Origin of the sequence: Bifidobacterium merycicum DSM 6492 (assembly GCF_900129045.1) — a bacterium.
Taxonomy (GTDB): Bacteria; Actinomycetota; Actinomycetes; order Actinomycetales; family Bifidobacteriaceae; genus Bifidobacterium; species Bifidobacterium merycicum.
In genome coordinates this window covers 228,772-244,136 of sequence record NZ_FQTX01000001.1, presented here as the reverse complement: position 1 = coordinate 244,136, position 15,365 = coordinate 228,772, and the positions used below count along the sequence as shown (strand labels likewise).

13 protein-coding genes are annotated in these 15,365 nt (G+C 61.5%); all 13 read right to left on the bottom strand.

From position 1 onward, the window contains the following. Positions 1-435: 435 nt before the first annotated feature. Positions 436-1,371 (bottom strand): RluA family pseudouridine synthase, encoded by a 936-nt coding sequence (locus BUB29_RS01000; RefSeq protein ID WP_033523585.1) that lies wholly within the window; start codon positions 1,369-1,371, stop codon positions 436-438. Beyond that, entirely contained in the window at positions 1,368-1,913 is a 546-nt protein-coding gene (locus BUB29_RS00995) for a signal peptidase II (protein ID WP_033523586.1), read from the bottom strand. Before BUB29_RS00995 ends, BUB29_RS01000 begins: the two co-directional genes overlap by 4 nt. A 25-nt stretch (positions 1,914-1,938) precedes the next feature. Beyond that, positions 1,939-3,351: a DivIVA domain-containing protein gene (locus tag BUB29_RS00990; protein ID WP_033523588.1), complete on the bottom strand. Its 1,413-nt coding sequence runs from the start codon at positions 3,349-3,351 to the stop codon at positions 1,939-1,941. Between the two features lie 134 nt (positions 3,352-3,485). Beyond that, on the bottom strand, positions 3,486-3,767 hold the full coding sequence (locus BUB29_RS00985) for a YggT family protein (RefSeq protein WP_033523589.1): 282 nt from the start codon (positions 3,765-3,767) through the stop codon (positions 3,486-3,488). Positions 3,768-4,385: 618 nt separating this feature from the next. After that, positions 4,386-4,862: a cell division protein SepF gene (locus BUB29_RS00980; protein ID WP_033523591.1), complete on the bottom strand. Its 477-nt coding sequence runs from the start codon at positions 4,860-4,862 to the stop codon at positions 4,386-4,388. Between the two features lie 57 nt (positions 4,863-4,919). Beyond that, on the bottom strand, positions 4,920-6,176 hold the full coding sequence (gene ftsZ, locus BUB29_RS00975) for a cell division protein FtsZ (RefSeq protein ID WP_033523592.1): 1,257 nt from the start codon (positions 6,174-6,176) through the stop codon (positions 4,920-4,922). A gap of 212 nt (positions 6,177-6,388) precedes the next feature. Next, positions 6,389-7,585 (bottom strand): tRNA dihydrouridine synthase DusB, encoded by a 1,197-nt coding sequence (gene dusB, locus BUB29_RS00970; RefSeq protein WP_073117569.1) that lies wholly within the window; start codon positions 7,583-7,585, stop codon positions 6,389-6,391. A gap of 157 nt (positions 7,586-7,742) precedes the next feature. Continuing rightward, positions 7,743-9,218, bottom strand: a complete 1,476-nt coding sequence (locus tag BUB29_RS00965; RefSeq protein ID WP_033523593.1) for a glycine--tRNA ligase — start codon at positions 9,216-9,218, stop codon at positions 7,743-7,745. Positions 9,219-9,392: 174 nt separating this feature from the next. Further along, positions 9,393-10,004 (bottom strand): type IV pilus inner membrane component PilO, encoded by a 612-nt coding sequence (locus BUB29_RS00960; protein WP_033523595.1) that lies wholly within the window; start codon positions 10,002-10,004, stop codon positions 9,393-9,395. 41 nt (positions 10,005-10,045) lie between these two features. Next, positions 10,046-11,050, bottom strand: coding sequence for a hypothetical protein (locus BUB29_RS00955; protein ID WP_033523597.1), 1,005 nt, complete (start codon positions 11,048-11,050; stop codon positions 10,046-10,048). Then, complete coding sequence (pilM, locus tag BUB29_RS00950; RefSeq protein WP_033523599.1) at positions 11,047-12,093, bottom strand: type IV pilus assembly protein PilM; 1,047 nt, start codon at positions 12,091-12,093, stop codon at positions 11,047-11,049. The genes BUB29_RS00955 and pilM overlap by 4 nt, the downstream gene beginning before the upstream one ends. Before the next feature lie 23 nt (positions 12,094-12,116). Beyond that, a complete protein-coding gene (locus BUB29_RS00945) occupies positions 12,117-12,953 on the bottom strand; it encodes a prepilin peptidase (RefSeq protein WP_033523600.1) in 837 nt (278 codons plus the stop codon). 4 nt (positions 12,954-12,957) lie between these two features. Next, a complete protein-coding gene (locus BUB29_RS00940; RefSeq protein ID WP_033523601.1) occupies positions 12,958-15,360 on the bottom strand; it encodes a hypothetical protein in 2,403 nt (800 codons plus the stop codon). Between the last annotated feature and the right edge of the window lie 5 nt (positions 15,361-15,365).

The window sequence follows — 15,365 nt, the reverse complement described above, 5'->3', positions numbered from 1 at the left end:
TCGTAGTCATTCTGCAAAACCATCCTCTAGCCGCTACGTTGATCAGTTCTCAGCGTAGCCATTTAATGAGGTCTTCCCCGTTTGTCTACGCTGGCGGCTTCTCAGCGTAGACAAACGGGATGGCTTCGCCAAACGGCTACGCCAGTGGTCTTTTTTCCCCCCCCTACTTCCCCTTTCTTTCCTCTCTATATCCACGTTCCTTTCCCTATTCCCTTCCCCAGCGTAGACAAACGGAGACGGCGCCACCAAACGACCACACTCAGAACCCCTCAGCGCAGCAACATGGAGATGGCGCCACCAAACAACTACGCTGAAAGCGACTCAGCGTAGACAAACGGAGAAGACTTCGCCATTTGCCTATGCCCAGAGTAATTCAGGATCACATGAATCAGCGCCGCGTATCCTCAGCGCCACATATCCGCAGCGCAGCGCTCCTCAGCGCTGGTCATCCTCCGCGTGGCGCGCCCTCATGGCATCAAGCGCGTGCGCAAGATCGGCCGGATAGGAGCTGCGCACCGTGGTCCACACATGCGTGCGTGGATGGCGGAATTCCAGCTGCATGGCGTGCAGCCACTGCCGTTCGATCCCCAACTCTTCGGCGAGCACGGGATTCGCGCCATACATGTGGTCGCCTACCAGCGGATGTCCGATGGAGGAGAAATGCACGCGAATCTGATGCGTGCGCCCGGTCTCCAGATTCACTTTCACCAGGGTCGCCTCGCTACCGAACCGCTCCATCACATCCCAGTGCGTGATTGCAGGCTTACCTGCAGGCGTCACGCAGAACCGGAAATCGGACACCTTCGCACGCCCGATCGGCGCGTCGATGGTTGCCTTATCCTCTTTCAGATTGCCTTGCACGAGCGCGTGGTACGTTTTGACGACCTCATGCTCGGCGAACTGCCGGCGCATCTCCACGTACGCGAGGTCGGATTTGCATACCAGCATCAGTCCGGACGTGCCGACGTCCAATCTCGACACGATGCCTTGGCGTCCGGCCGCACCATAGGAGGTGATGTGCACGCCGCGGTCGAGCAGACTGCCGAGCACGGTCGGCCCGGTCCAACCGACGGACGCATGCGCGGCCACGCCCACCGGCTTGTCGACCACGACCACGTCGTCATCCTCGTACCTGATCGCCATATCGTCGGCGATGGGTTCCAGCTCCCTGCGTTCCTCGATAAGGTCGATTTCCACGGTCTCCCCCGCCTGAAGCGTGGAGGACTTGGAGAGGTCGCGATTCAGCACGCGCACCTGACCTGTGTCGATCAGCGTGGCGGCCTTGGACCGCGACACGCCGAGCATCTTGGAAACGGCGACATCGAAACGCGCACCGACAAGCGCATCGGGAGCGGGCACCAAACGACTCATCGAACCTTGCCTTCTTGTTCGGATGATTCAGTTGATTCAGAGGATTCAGAGGATTCAGAGGATTCATCGGCAAACGGCACGTTCAGCAGGATCATCACCACAATGCCCACGCCGGCGATCGTGAGGAAAATGTCCGCCACATTACCGACCGACCATCCGTAGTTGATGAAGTCCACGACCTTGCCGTTGAGGAATCCGTCCGCGTAGCTCACGCGGTCAACGAGATTACCCAACGCACCGGCGAAAGCGCACCCAAGCGCCGCCGCCCACGCTTTGGACGTGGTTCGCAACCCGAGCACCACGATGACCACGCACGCCACCATGGCGAGAACGGAAATCACCCAGGTGAATCCCGAACCGAGCCCGAGCGACGCGCCGGGATTGCGCACCAGCGTGAAAGACAGCAGGCCATCGATCACACGGTACGAACGGCCGTCGCTCAAAGCGGATAGTGCCCACAGCTTGGTGATCTGATCAAGCAGCAGCGCCACCGCCGCCACGCACACAAAGACGGCCACGCACAGGCGCGGCCGTCTTGCCATAGCCTTGTCGCTCACTCTTCGTCACTCACTGAGCGGGCTGCTCAACAGTGTCGTAGTTGTTGGAGTCGGACACCTGCTGCTGCAGGTTGGTGAGGAACTCGGTCAGGCGAGCGCGGTATTCGCTCTCGAACTGCTTGAGGCCCTGGATGTTGCCCTCGATCACCTTGGACTGGTGGGTGAGGTTGTCGCGCACCTGCTGAGCGTAGTTGTCGGCGGCGGTACGAGTCTGCTGATCGTACTCGGCGGCACGCTTCTGAACCTCGTTCTCGTACTCGTCGGCCTCGTTGTGCTTGCCGCTCAGGTAGGTGTCGGCGTCCTGACGGGTCTTCGCGGAGTACGCGTCGGCCTCGTTGGCGCTGTTCTGAGCGTAGTTCTCGGCATCCTGACGGGTCTTCGCGGAGTACGCGTCAGCCTCGTTGCGCGTGGTCTGCGAGTAGGCATCGGCGTCATCACGGGTCTGCTTGCTGTAGGCGTCGGCTTCCTCGTGGATGCGCGCGTTGTATGCGTCGGCTTCGTTGTGCGAATGCTTGGAGTATTCGTTGGCCTTGGCGATCAGGGCGTCGTATTCGCGCTGGCTTTCCTCGGCCATTTCCCGAGCCTGGGCCTTGCCCTTGTCGACGTACTGGTCGTGCAGCTGCATGGCCAGCGAAAGCATTGCGGTGGCACGCTCGGCTTCGTTGCTGCCGGTGGCGGCTGCGCCTGCAATCTTCTGCAGGGAGCCAGTTTCGGTGCTCGGCTCGACCTTGGCGAGCTGGGCGCGCAGCTGCTCTTCGCGCTTCTGGGATTCCTGCAGCTTGCGGGACAGCTCTTCGGCCTGCGCCTGCACCTGCTGGCCCTGAGCCTGCAGCTGCTGGTTGTTGGCCTGGAACTGTTCGAGTTGGCCGCGCAGCTGTTCACTCTGAGCGCGGAACTGATCGCGTTCCTGCTGGACGGCGGCAATCTGCTGGGCGACGGCATCCTGATTGCCGGATGCCTGAGCCGCCTGTGCGGTGAGCTGATCGATCTGTGCGTTGAGCTGATCGACCTGGCCCTTGAGCTGTTCGTTGCTGGAAGCGAGCGTACGGTTCGCGCCTTCGGCTTCAGCGAGCTTCTCGTTCGCTTCGTTCAGCTTGTTGGTCGCTTCGTTCAGCTTCGCGGTCAGAACGTCATTGTCGTTGTTGGAGGATGCCGCTGCGGCGACATTCTTCAGTTCCGCGTTTTCATTCTGCAGCTGCTGCACCTGAGCGGTGAGATCGGAAATCTTGGTATTCAGCGACGAGACGTCCGGGCCGAGAGCCTGGGTGGACTGACCGCCAGCAACAGCCTGCTTGCCGAGAGCCTCGATGGTCTCGGTGACCTGATCAAGGAACTCGTCAACCTCGTCGGCGTTATAGCCTTCCTTGAAGCGCACGAGCTGGAAACGATGTTCCCTGATGTCCTTCGGCGTCAACAGAACCATAAAATTACACCTCGATTCAAGGCCGTGTATGCCTCGGTTACGTTGATAACATTTCCGACCTTACCACGGAATACGTCCTTACGTGGGCAAAACGGCGATTATTCAGGCTTGTGGTCAAGCCTGCCGAGTAACCGTCAGATGAGCACGCGGAGCACGATGAGCAGGAAGTACAGCACCATGAAACTCACGTCCAACCCGATGGCACCCATGCGAATCGGCGGGATGTAGCGTCTAAGCCATCGCAGCGGCGGTTCGGTCGCCATGTATACGGCGTTGATGAGCTGCGCGACGACGCCTCTCGGGTACCATCGCGGGAACAGGATCGCGGCCCAGTCAAGCAGCATGCGAATGAATAGCACCGTGAGATATGCGTCGATCGCGAAGTTGATGATGCGTAGCAAAAGATAGATCAGCATGGCCTTACCGTATCAGGGTATGCGGGCATTTCGCCCGGAACGTATAGGGATTACGTTGTCCGGCCGGTGGTATCTTTCGTGATTCGGCGTTCACGATGCGTCGTTCACGATGCCAACGGTTGCGGATAACGGTTGCGGATAAACGTTGATGTTTTGCGGATGAAAATGGATTGGTTTATGGACGGTTGTCGAGTATCGGCGGTTGTCGGTATGGACGGTTATCGAATATGGACGGTTGTCGAGTATCGGCGGTTGTCGGTATGGACGGTTATCGAATATGGACGGTTGTCGAGTATTGACGACCGCCGTCTATTATCGGCGGTGTGACTGATAGTCGGCTGGCAGCAGGCTGATCACGAATCGTGATAACGAACCGATCACGAACCGTGATAACGATGCGGAACGGATGCGAAGAAACCACGGTAAGGAACCACGGTAAGGAACCGCAATGCCATCCCATTGCAAGAATGGTTCCGTCCGACGACCCGATAACGAATCGTCGGACGGAACCATCGATAAGTCTTCATTCACAGCCGAACAGCCGACCGAACAGCCAAACAGCCAACCAATCAAACAGACCAACCAGCCTGTCAGCCAATCAGCCCGTCAAACGGAATATCAGCTGGCGAACAGGCTGCGCGCGGAATCCGGAGTAGTGGTCTCCTCGACCTTGATGTTCACCTGAGCCGGGCTCAGCAGGAACACGCGCGGGGTCACACGCTCCATGGAGCCGTGCACGCCGAACACCACGCCGGCGGAGAAGTCGACAATGCGGTACGCCACAGGCTCGGCCACGCCGGTCAGGTTGAGCACCACGGGAACACCGTCGCGGATCGCACGGCCAACCATCTGCGCATCCTCATAGGTCTTCGGATGAATGGTGGTAATGCGGCTCATCTTACCCGGGAAAGGAGTGGTGCGAGACGATGTCTGAGGCTGTGCCGGTGCCGCGGTGGGCATGGGGGTGACGGAATGATCGGAGTCGAATGTGCCCTCAGCGACGGTGGCGCTCTCCTCGTCGACCGCGAAATCGTCGTCGTCCGCCACGTCAGCCATACCGAGGTAGGACATCGCATTCTTCATAAACCCTGCCATACAAGGTTCCTTTCCTTATTATCTACGAATTCCTCAACGATTTCGCTAGCACGCCCGTCAGCGCAGGAAGTCCGGGATGTCGATGTAGTCGGAATCATCCGTGGTGTAAGACGGGTTCTGCATCGGCTGAGCCGCCGGATCACCGGCTGCCGGGGCGAACGTGAACGGGGACGACTGCTGCGCCTGCTGCGGTGCGGCGGCGGGAGCTTGCTGACCTTGAACCGGAGCCTGAACCGGCTGGCCCTGCTGGGCTTGGGTGGCATCCGTGCGCGGATCGGCTTGAGCCTGCTGGGCGGTCTGCGTGGTGGGCGCGGCCTGGGCTGCAGCCTGAGCCGCACGCTCCTCGGCGGTGGGCTTGTTGGAATCGAAACCAGCGGCGATGACGGTGACGCGAACTTCGTCGCCGTAAGCGTCGTCGAGCGCCAGGCCCCAAATGATCTGCGCTTCGGGGTGAATGGCCTTACGCACGAGTTCCACGGCGGCGGAAGCCTCCTGTAGGCCGATATCGGTCGGGCCGGCAACGTTGATCAGTGCACCGTGGGCGCCTTCGATGCTTTCCTCCAGCAGCGGCGAGCTGATGGCCAGCTCGGCAGCCTGGGTGGCGCGATCCTCGCCGCGGGCGGAGCCAATACCGAACAGGGCGGTGCCGGCACCACGCAGAATGGCGGTGACATCGGAGAAATCAACGTGAATGTAGGAGTTGGAGGTAATGAGGTCGGTAATGCCCTGCACGCCGGACAGCAGTGCGCCGTCGGCGGTCTTGAACGCATCCATGATGGTGATGGAGCGGTCGGACAGTTCAAGCAGGCGATCGTTCGGAATGACGATGAGCGCGTCGACTTCCTGACGCAGGTTCTCGATGCCGAATTTGGCGGAGGCGGCACGCTGCGGGCCTTCGAAGGAGAACGGACGGGTGACCACGGCGATGGTGAGGGCCCCCTGCTGATGAGCCGCACGGGCGACGATCGGGCTTGCGCCGGTACCGGTGCCGCCGCCCTCACCGCAGGTGACGAACACCATATCGGCGCCCTTCAGCGCCTCTTCGATATCGGACTGGTGATCCTGAGCCGCCTTCGCACCCTTCTCCGGATCGGCACCAGCACCCAGACCACGGCTCGTCTGATCGGACAGTGAGATCTTCACATCGGCGTCCGAGCGAAGCAGATCCTTCGCATCGGTGTTAATGGCCACAAATTCAACGTTTTGCAGACCTTCAGCGATCATGCGGTTTACGGCGTTACCACCTGCACCACCGACACCAACAACCTTGATATTGGTCTTGTCGTTCAACTCAGTCTGGGCGATCTCGCTCACGTTTGGCTCCTGTCCTTACACGGTTACGCATAACTCTAGCGCAGGGCACGCCCGATTCGGGCGTTTTTTTCAAGTGTACGCATACATTATCAGGTGATTTTCAGGTTTGGGGTCTGCCGCGTCGCCTGCACCGCGCGACACGCGCCCCAACACCGAAAACGGCGCCCCACAATGGCACCCCGGAACGGCACCCCGCTACTTAATAGACATCATTAATAGACATCATCCATCGGATCGTCACCGAACAATGCCTGCCGCTCCTCATGCGTAGTGGTTCTGGACTCCAACCAGCCATACGGCAAGTGCACCTTCTTGGCGAAACGGACCCTGCCACGCGGCTTATCGACCACGCGCTCCGGGAACCGCATATCGGGATCGAGTTTGCCGATCTCACGGCGCACGTCATCAAGCGACTCACATTCCATGAACGCCTTGCGCGTAGAGCCACCTACCGGGAACCCTTTCAGATACCATGCGACATGCTTACGCAAATCATGCACGGCCATGCGTTCGTCGCCGTCATAGAACTCGGTGAGCAGTTCCGCGTGACGTTCGATCACGCCGCACACCTCGCCCAACGTCGGATCGATACGCTCGGCGGAACCCTCGAACGCGTTCCGGATATCGGCGAACAGCCACGGGCGCCCCTGGCATCCGCGGCCAATGGCCACGCCGTCGCAGCCCGTCTCCGCGATCATGGCCAACGCGTCGTCCGCACCCCAGATGTCGCCATTGCCGAACACCGGAATATCCAGCTCCTGCTTCAGCTCGGCGATGCGCGTCCAATCGGAATGCCCGCCATAATATTCGGCGGTGGTGCGGGCGTGCAGGGTCACGGCGGCGCACCCCTCCTCCTGCGCGATATGACCGGCCTGAAGGAACGTCTCATGCTCATGGTCGATGCCGACGCGGAATTTCGCCGTTACGGGGATATTCGCCGCGGAACACACCTTCACCACGCGGGAGATGATCTCCTGCAGCAGATCAGTTTTCCACGGCAGCGCGGATCCGCCACCGCGACGGGTGACCTTGGGCACCGGGCAGCCGAAGTTCAGATCGACATGATCGGCCATGTTCTCATCGACCACGATCTTCGCCGCCTGCTCCACAATGGCCGGGTTCACGCCGTACAGCTGCAGCGAGCGCACCCGCTCGCTCGGGTCGAAGCGGCATAGGCGCAACGCCTTGGGGTTGCGTGCGACCAGTGCGCGTGCGGTGATCATCTCCGCAACGTACAGGCCGCTGGGTCCGTACTGTTCGCACAGCACACGGAACGGCCAGTTCGTCACCCCGGCCATGGGCGAAAGCACCACGGGCGTGGGCACGTCGATGTTGCCGAGTTTCACCGGCGCGATCCGGTGCGAAGCGGCATGCTGCGAATGCTGCGGCGAACAGGGGTTCTCCCCCACTCGGCAGCCTTCATGCACGTCGATTGTTTCTTCGTTGGTTGCCACGATTCGATACGACTCCAATAGGGCCTTATCGGTTCCATATGGTCCGATAAGGCCCCGGTACGGTTGTGTGTTTCGGTATGCCTGACGGTTTCAGCCCGCCATCAGTCCGCTATCAGTACAGACCGCCGGCTTCGGCGATGTGGACGGAATCCGGCCACGCCTCGCCGCCCATGGATTCGGGCATCTGCGGCACGCTGACGCGCTTTTCGCCGATACGCTCGGCAACGTAGTCGGCCACCTTGTCGAGGCTGACGCGCTCCTGCTGCATGGTGTCGCGCTCACGGATAGTGACGGCCTGATCCTCAAGGGTGTCGAAATCGACGGTGACGCACAGCGGGGTGCCGATCTCGTCCTCACGACGGTAACGGCGACCGATGGCGCCTGCCTCGTCGTAGTCGATCATCCACTCGTGCTGGCGCAGATCGGCGGCGAGCTTCTGTGCCACGTTCTGCAGGTCGGGCTTCTTGCTCAACGGCAGCACGGCGGCCTTGACCGGAGCCAGGCGCGGGTCGAGGTGCAGCACGGTGCGCTTGTCGACGCCGCCCTTGGTGTTCGGCGCCTCGTCGACGTCGTAGGCGTCGACCAGGAAGCACATGAGGGAACGGGTCAGGCCGGCGGCCGGCTCGATGACGTACGGCACGTACTTTTCGCCGGTGGCCTGGTTGAAGTAGCTCAGATCCTCGCCGGAGTGCTTGGCATGAGCGGACAGGTCGAAGTCGGTGCGGTTGGCCACGCCTTCGAGCTCGCCCCAGTCGGAGCCTTGGAAGCCGAACTTGTATTCGATGTCGACGGTGCGCTTCGAATAGTGGGCGAGCTTCTCCTTCGGGTGCTCGTAGTGGCGCAGGTTCTCCGGCTTGACGCCCAGGTCGAGATACCACTGGGTGCGTGCGTCGATCCAGTACTGATGCCAGGCTTCGTCCTCGCCGGGCTTGACGAAGAATTCCATCTCCATCTGCTCGAACTCGCGGGTGCGGAAGATGAAGTTGCCCGGGGTGATCTCGTTACGGAAGGACTTGCCCATGTTGGCGATGCCGAACGGCGGCTTCTTACGGGAGGAGGTCATGACGTTCTTGAAGTCCACGAAGATGCCCTGTGCGGTTTCGGGGCGCAGGTAGTGCAGGGAGTTCTCGTCCTCGACCGGACCGAGATGGGTGCGCAGCATCATATTGAAGTCGCGCGGTTCGGTCCACTTGCCACGGGTGCCGCAGTCGGGGCAGGCGATGTCGGCCATGCCGTTTTCGGGCAGCTTGTCGCCATGCTTCTCGGCGTAGCTTTCCTCAAGCTTGTCGGAACGCTGGCGCTTATGGCAGTTGAGGCATTCCACCAGCGGATCGTTGAAGACGGCCACGTGGCCGGATGCGACCCACACAGGGGTCGGCAGGATGATGGAGGTATCCACACCCACCACGTCGCCACGGGTGACGACCATGGAACGCCACCATTCGCGCTTGATGTTGTCCTTCAGCGCAACGCCGAGAGGGCCATAATCCCAGGCGGAACGGGTTCCACCGTAGATTTCGCCGGCGGGGAACACGAAGCCGCGACGCTTGGCAAGGGATACTACTTCATCGAGTTTGGACTGAGCCACAATGCACCTTCTGGTTCGAACGGTTTGGGGTCTATACAAGCGCACAGCCTACCGTTATGCGCTGACTTCTGCACGCCGTGACGGCGACGGAAAAATCCCCAAACCACCGGCGATGAAAGGAAGATAAGCGCCGGCGGTTTGGGGAATGGGTTGAGAGGCGGAAGAAGCTACGAATCAGCCGTTTGCCTTGTTCTCGGCGGAGGAGCCGCTGAGCATCATCGACCAGATGTTGCATTCGAGCACCACGCTGTTCTTGGTGTCGTCGCCATCCTTGTCGATGCTGTAGGTCACGGTGTTCGGCACAGCGATACGCTCGATCTTCTGCACCGCGTCGACGAACGCGCGCATGGAGTCGTAGCTGCCGGAAGCGGTGATGGCCAATGGCACTTCGACCAGATGACCGGCCACGATGCTTTTCTGCGCCTGCGCCGGCAATGCCGCCTCGACCGCATCGTCGAAGGTGACGGACTTGATGGTCACGCCGGTTCCCGCCGCAGCCTGGTCGATCGAGGTGATGAAGGCCGACTGGTCGAAGTTCTCCGGCAGCTGCGCCTGCAGCTGCTTCAGACGCGCCCGCTGGATGGTCATGGTTTCGCTGGCGATCATCAGCTGGTCGATCTTCTTCTGCGTCTTCTCGTTCTGCGCTTCGATCCGCGCGGTCTGCTCGTCGGCGTTGTGGATCTTGTCAAGGCAAGGCGAGACGGCCGCCATCCATGTGATGAGGATGACCAGCACGATGCCTACGGCAAAGCCGATCCACGCAATTCTATGCTTGTTGAGGTTCATGATTATCGCTCACTCTCCGTTGAATCGTTTCCGTTGCCACGTCAGTTGGACGAGCTTGACGTGCTGGAATTGGACGTGCCGTTCGACGAGCTGGCGTTGCCCGCCTCGGTGCCGCTTGCGGTCTTGGCCAGGTTCTCACGCAGCTGCTTGAGCAATACGCGGTGGGAGTCGACGGCGCCTGCAGAGTTGTCGCCGCGCGAGGTGGTGTTGTCCGTCAAATCGATGGACACGCTGCCGGTGTAGGTGTAGCCCTGATTGCTGTCGGAACCGTTGGTGATGGAGCTGACGTCGCCGGTCATATACCCGTTGATGTGCGAGAAGTTCGAGATGAACGCCTCGGCGGACACGAAGTCGGGCGACTGCACGGCGAAGTCGATCGAAATCACGCCCTTGGACGCCCACACGGAGGAGGCGTTGTCGCCAGTGGACGACGAGGAGCTCTGGTTGTCGCCGCCCAGCTGGTATTCGCTGAGCTTGAGGTTGGTGTATTTGCCGTTCGCAGGCAATGCGCCGTTGAGTCCGTCCGCCACCTTGTACCAGTCGATTTCGTCGTACAGCATGGAGACGCGAGCCACCTGGCTGTCGGCCAGCAAGTTCAGGGTGTCTTCCACGTCCTTGTATTTGGCGCGCTGCTTCTGCAGTGCGATGGAATGCTCCTGCGCCTTGTCGGTGCGGTGGTTGGCGAAGCCGACCTGTGCCATCATCACGCCGCTGACCACGATCGCGGCGATCAGCACTGCGGCCAGTACGTAGGCGAGCAGGTATTTGATGGCGCGATCGCGGTTCAGGGCGATGATCGATTTCGGCATGAGGTTGGCGCGCATGACCCACTGGTCGGGAGTCTCCGCCTTGCCGCTGCGCTTGCTGCTGCCCCGGCTCAGCGCCTGGCCGATGTCGGAGAAGTCCATCGACAGAATCGAGGTCTTTTCCACGTCGCCTTCGTCGCCGCCGCGCTTGCCACGCTGGTTCCTGGCTGGCTTCTGCGCTTTCGTCTTGGTTGTGGAACTGCTGGTGCGCCGGGTCTTTTCTCCCCTGTCCCTGCTCATCGTGCCCTCTTTCCGATTACGAGTCCGAGCATTGCGGCCATATCGGTCGCATGCATCATGATGTCTTGTTTTCTGACTTCCTTGGTCAGCTTGAATTTCTCGAATGGGTCGCCGATGCGCACCACTTTGCCGGTGGAACTGGCGAGCACGGACGGGAAGCCTTCGAGCTGCGAGCCGACGCCGGTGAGGATGATGCCTTCGATGGTGCTGCCCTCGTGATCGGTGCTGTAGTAGTTCAGGGTGTTGCGGATGCCGACGATGAGCTGGGCCGCGGTTTCTCGAATGACTTCCTCGGCTTTTTCGAGGCGTTCGTCGCCGACCACGTTCTGCAGGCCGAGACGCTGTTTGATCTGTTCGGCGTCTTCGAACGAGATGTTGAGCGCGTTGGCCACGGCGTCGGTCAGATCGTCGGTGCCGGATGGCACGACGCGCAGGTATGCGGGCTTGCCGTGGTCGAGCACGATCACGTCGGTGCTGTTGCTGCCCACGTTCACCACGGCTTCGATCTTCTCCTGGTTCGGGTCGCCGAACAGTCGCGACAATGCGAACGGCGCCGCGTCCACGGAGGTGACGACGAATCCGGCGTCTTCGATGACGCGCGCGGTTTTCTCCAATCCGGCGCGAAGCGTGGCGACGATCAGCCCGTGCAGCTGCTGCCCCTGGTCGCCTTCCTCCAGCGACAGCGGCACGAAGTCCAGTACGGATTCCTCCGCCGGCAGCGGGATCATGCTTTTGGCCTGGAACGGCAGCGTGGCACGCAGGTCGTCGAGCGCCATGTACGGGAAGTCGGCTTCGCGGAAGACCATGCGGCGGCTGGAGTACAGCAGCGCGGTGTCTTCGCGCGGGTATTTGAACCGCTTGACGAGTGTTTCCAGCAGGCCTTTGACGGTGGTTTCGTCCACCACTTCGCCGTCGACCACGGTGCCGTTGGGCAGCGGGAAGACCTGGAAATGCTTGATGGTGGGGTGCGCCGAATAGGGGTCGGCAATGACTGCCGCGCGTATGGCGTCGTTGGACAACGCCAGTATCGAGATAGCTCTCATGGACTCTCCTCTTGTTGTGGGCTCTAGGCGAGGCCCGAAATCTGCAGATACCAGTTGGCGATGAGCGCACCGGCGTAGATGCCGATCCATGCGCCGATCACCATGGACGGGCCGAAGGGTATGCCGCCGCGCAGCTTGACCTTGTGCAGGGCGAGCAGCACGATGCTGATGATTCCTCCGACGAAGAACGCGGCGAATGCGCCGACGACGAGCTGCGGCCAGCCGAGCCAGCCGAGCGTCAAGCCGATGAGCACGGCGAGTTTGATGTCGCCGCCGCCCATGCCGCCTGCCCAGACGAGTGCGAGCAGCAGGTAGAATGCGCCGAGCACCACCGCGCCGATAAGCGCGTGCACCATGCGCATCCAATCGCCGGTAAGCAGCGAGGCCAGTGCGAGCAGCACCGCGGTGATGCCCAGGCTCGGGTAGATGATGACGTTCAGAATGAGATGGTGGTCAAGGTCGATGAACGCCACCACGATCGACACCGCGGCGAAGAACAGCAGTGCGGGCAGCGCCCACGGCTCGTAGAGGCCGAACACCACCCCGGCCATCACTGCGGCGAATGCCACGCCGGTCAGGCTTTCGACCAGCGGGTAGCGCACGGCGATGGGCTCCTTGCAATGGCGGCATTTCGCGCCGAGCGCCAGCCAGGAGACGACGGGGATGTTGTCGTACCATGCGATCTGCGCCTTGCAGTTGGGGCAGAAGCTGCGTTTGGGGTTCACGATGCTGATGTGGTTGGGTACGCGCCAGATCACCACGTTGAGGAACGAGCCGATGATGGCGCCGATCACCAGTGCGGCGACCATCACCACCACGGCGGTGGTGGTGTCGAGCAGCAGATGCGGTTGCGTGTTCATGCGATCACCAGCCCGTATACGTGGCGCCGATTTCCTTGGAGGTCACGTATCCCTTGTATTGGGAGGCTTCGTGCGTGGTGACGACGGTGCCGCCGCTGGAGCCGCCGGAGCTACCGCCACCGCTTGGGCCGCTGGAATCCCATTGCACGGCCGCGTTCCACACCTGCGATTTGATGGAACGGTCGAGGTAGTCGGTGGACGAGCCGCAGGCGGCCATGCGAACGTCCGGTTTGCCGTCGGTGCGCGCGTAGGCGGAGACGCCGCCGATCTTATCGCCGGGGTAGACCTCGGTCAGGCATTGGCCGTTGGCCTGGAAGGTGCCTTTGTCGCTCTTGTTGGCGGCCTTGGCGTTGTAGCGCGTGAAGGTCGTTGCGGCGCCCTCGTTGTCGGTGAGTTTGATCTTGTCGCCGTCAATGACGAAGTACTTCTTCGCGCCGTTTACGCTCTTCCAGATCTTGGTCGGCGTGCCGGAACCGTCGGTGGAGGTGTTCTCGTCGTATTCGGCGTGGTCGTCCGGCGCGGCCTCGTTATGGTCGGCGGCACTGCAGTAGTCCGTGACATGCAGGTCGGAGTCCTGCTGTGCAGGGTTGCCGGTCAGTGCTTTCTTGTAGCAGTACGGGTTGAAATCGCCGGATTTCACATGGCAGGTGTCGGTGTAGGTGTCGGTGCCGTCCGCGGAGGTGGACAGGCAGAACCCGGAGGTCTCGTTCACCAGCTGCTGGGTGGCGGCTCCGGCTTCGCCGGCCTGTCCGAAGGATGCGGTGGCGTTCTCCATATCGCCAGCCACGTCGAACCATGCGGTCACGTCGGCGGAGGTGTTCCATCCTGATGCGCCAAGGAAACGGACTTGCAGGTTGGCGAAGTCATCGATGTTGGATGCCCAGTGGCCGCCGCTCAGATACCGAATATCCTGCCCGGGGTTCACGCTGGTCGAGACCTCCAGCACCTGGAAGCGGGTCTTCTTCTGCTTCTGCACGCCGCCTACGGAGAAGCCCTGCGATTCGGGCAGGCTGCCGTCGTAGGCCGCGGCCTGATCCTGCACGGAGGAGAGTTCGTTGAGATACCCGGCGTTGATGAAGCCGTTGTAGAACGCCCACTTCTGGTACAGGTTGAGTGTGCTGTTGGGGTCGCGCTTCTCCTTCTGCTGCGGCCCGTCGTCACCGGTGTTGGTGTAGTAGTCGGCTTGACCGGCGATGTTCACGCCGTAGGAGGTGCCGCATTTCTGCAGGGTGGCCGGGGCCGCGATGCCGCCTCTGATATTGGAGCTGCTGATGTCTGCACCGGTGACGCATAGCGACATGTCGGAGCTGGGGCGGATGGTATTGTCCGTCCAATACACCCATGTGTTGAGCTTGGAGTATGTGCCGTTGGCCTTGCACTGTTCGGTGTAGCGTACGGCGTTGTCGCTGCTGCTGGTCTTATGCGCTTGCGGGATGATGACCAGCGCGGAGCCGACCTGCGGCATGCCGGTGGGGTCGACCATCTGGTCCAGGGTCTCGGCCTTGTCGACCACCTTGGTGGTGGCCAGCATGCAGGTCTGGTTCACCGGGTTCATCACGCTGGAGGGCGAAATGGGATCGGAACCGCCCGAGGTTCCCGAACCGTTGGCGTATTTGACTTCGCCGGTCGGGTTCTTGTCGGTGTCGAAGTCGGGCTTGGCGATGATCTTCCATGTGGGCTGGTTGTCCATACGCCCGTTGTATGGGGCGGCGGCGTAGAAGCCCATGCCGACGCGGCCGCCGCCACCGGATGGCGTGGGCGGCGGGGTGACACTGCTCTGCTGTTCGAACTTGTAGACGGCTCGCATGGAGCGCAGCGGATTGGATTCGCTGCCGGTGCGCCCGTTCGGGTAGCGGTTGATGTAACCGTAGGATTTGGCCACCGCGTATTTCACGCCGCTTAGGCCGCTGGTGGTGGTGATCTGGTTGGTGCCGCTGGCGTCGGGGTCGCCGTCGAAGTAGGCGATCTCCACTTTGTACGACATGTTCGCCGGCGCGTAGGCGATGGTGCTGGCGTTGGCGGTGCCCGCATTCACGGCGACGTTGTTGAGCAGTACGGTGCCGCCCGCGGTTTTGGTGAACTGTTCGTCTTTGGCGGCCGCGCCCTTGTCGGCGACGATAGTGGGCAGTAGCGCGGAGGCACTGCCGCCGGCTTCGGCCTCGCGCAGGAAGCTCAATGCGGCTTCGAGCCCGGATTCGGCGGCGTAGCCGGCCTGGGCGTTGGCCCTGTTGTTCTTGTAGGGCAATGCCTGGGCGAGCAGGATGCTCAATACCAGTGCGGAGGTGGCGAGCACCACCATCACGAACATGATGGCCATGAGCATGGCGGCGCCCTGCTCCCCCACGCAGGCGTTGAGGCGTGCGCGGTAGCGTTTGTTCAATGTTGCCCAAAGCTGCGAATGCTTCATGGTTG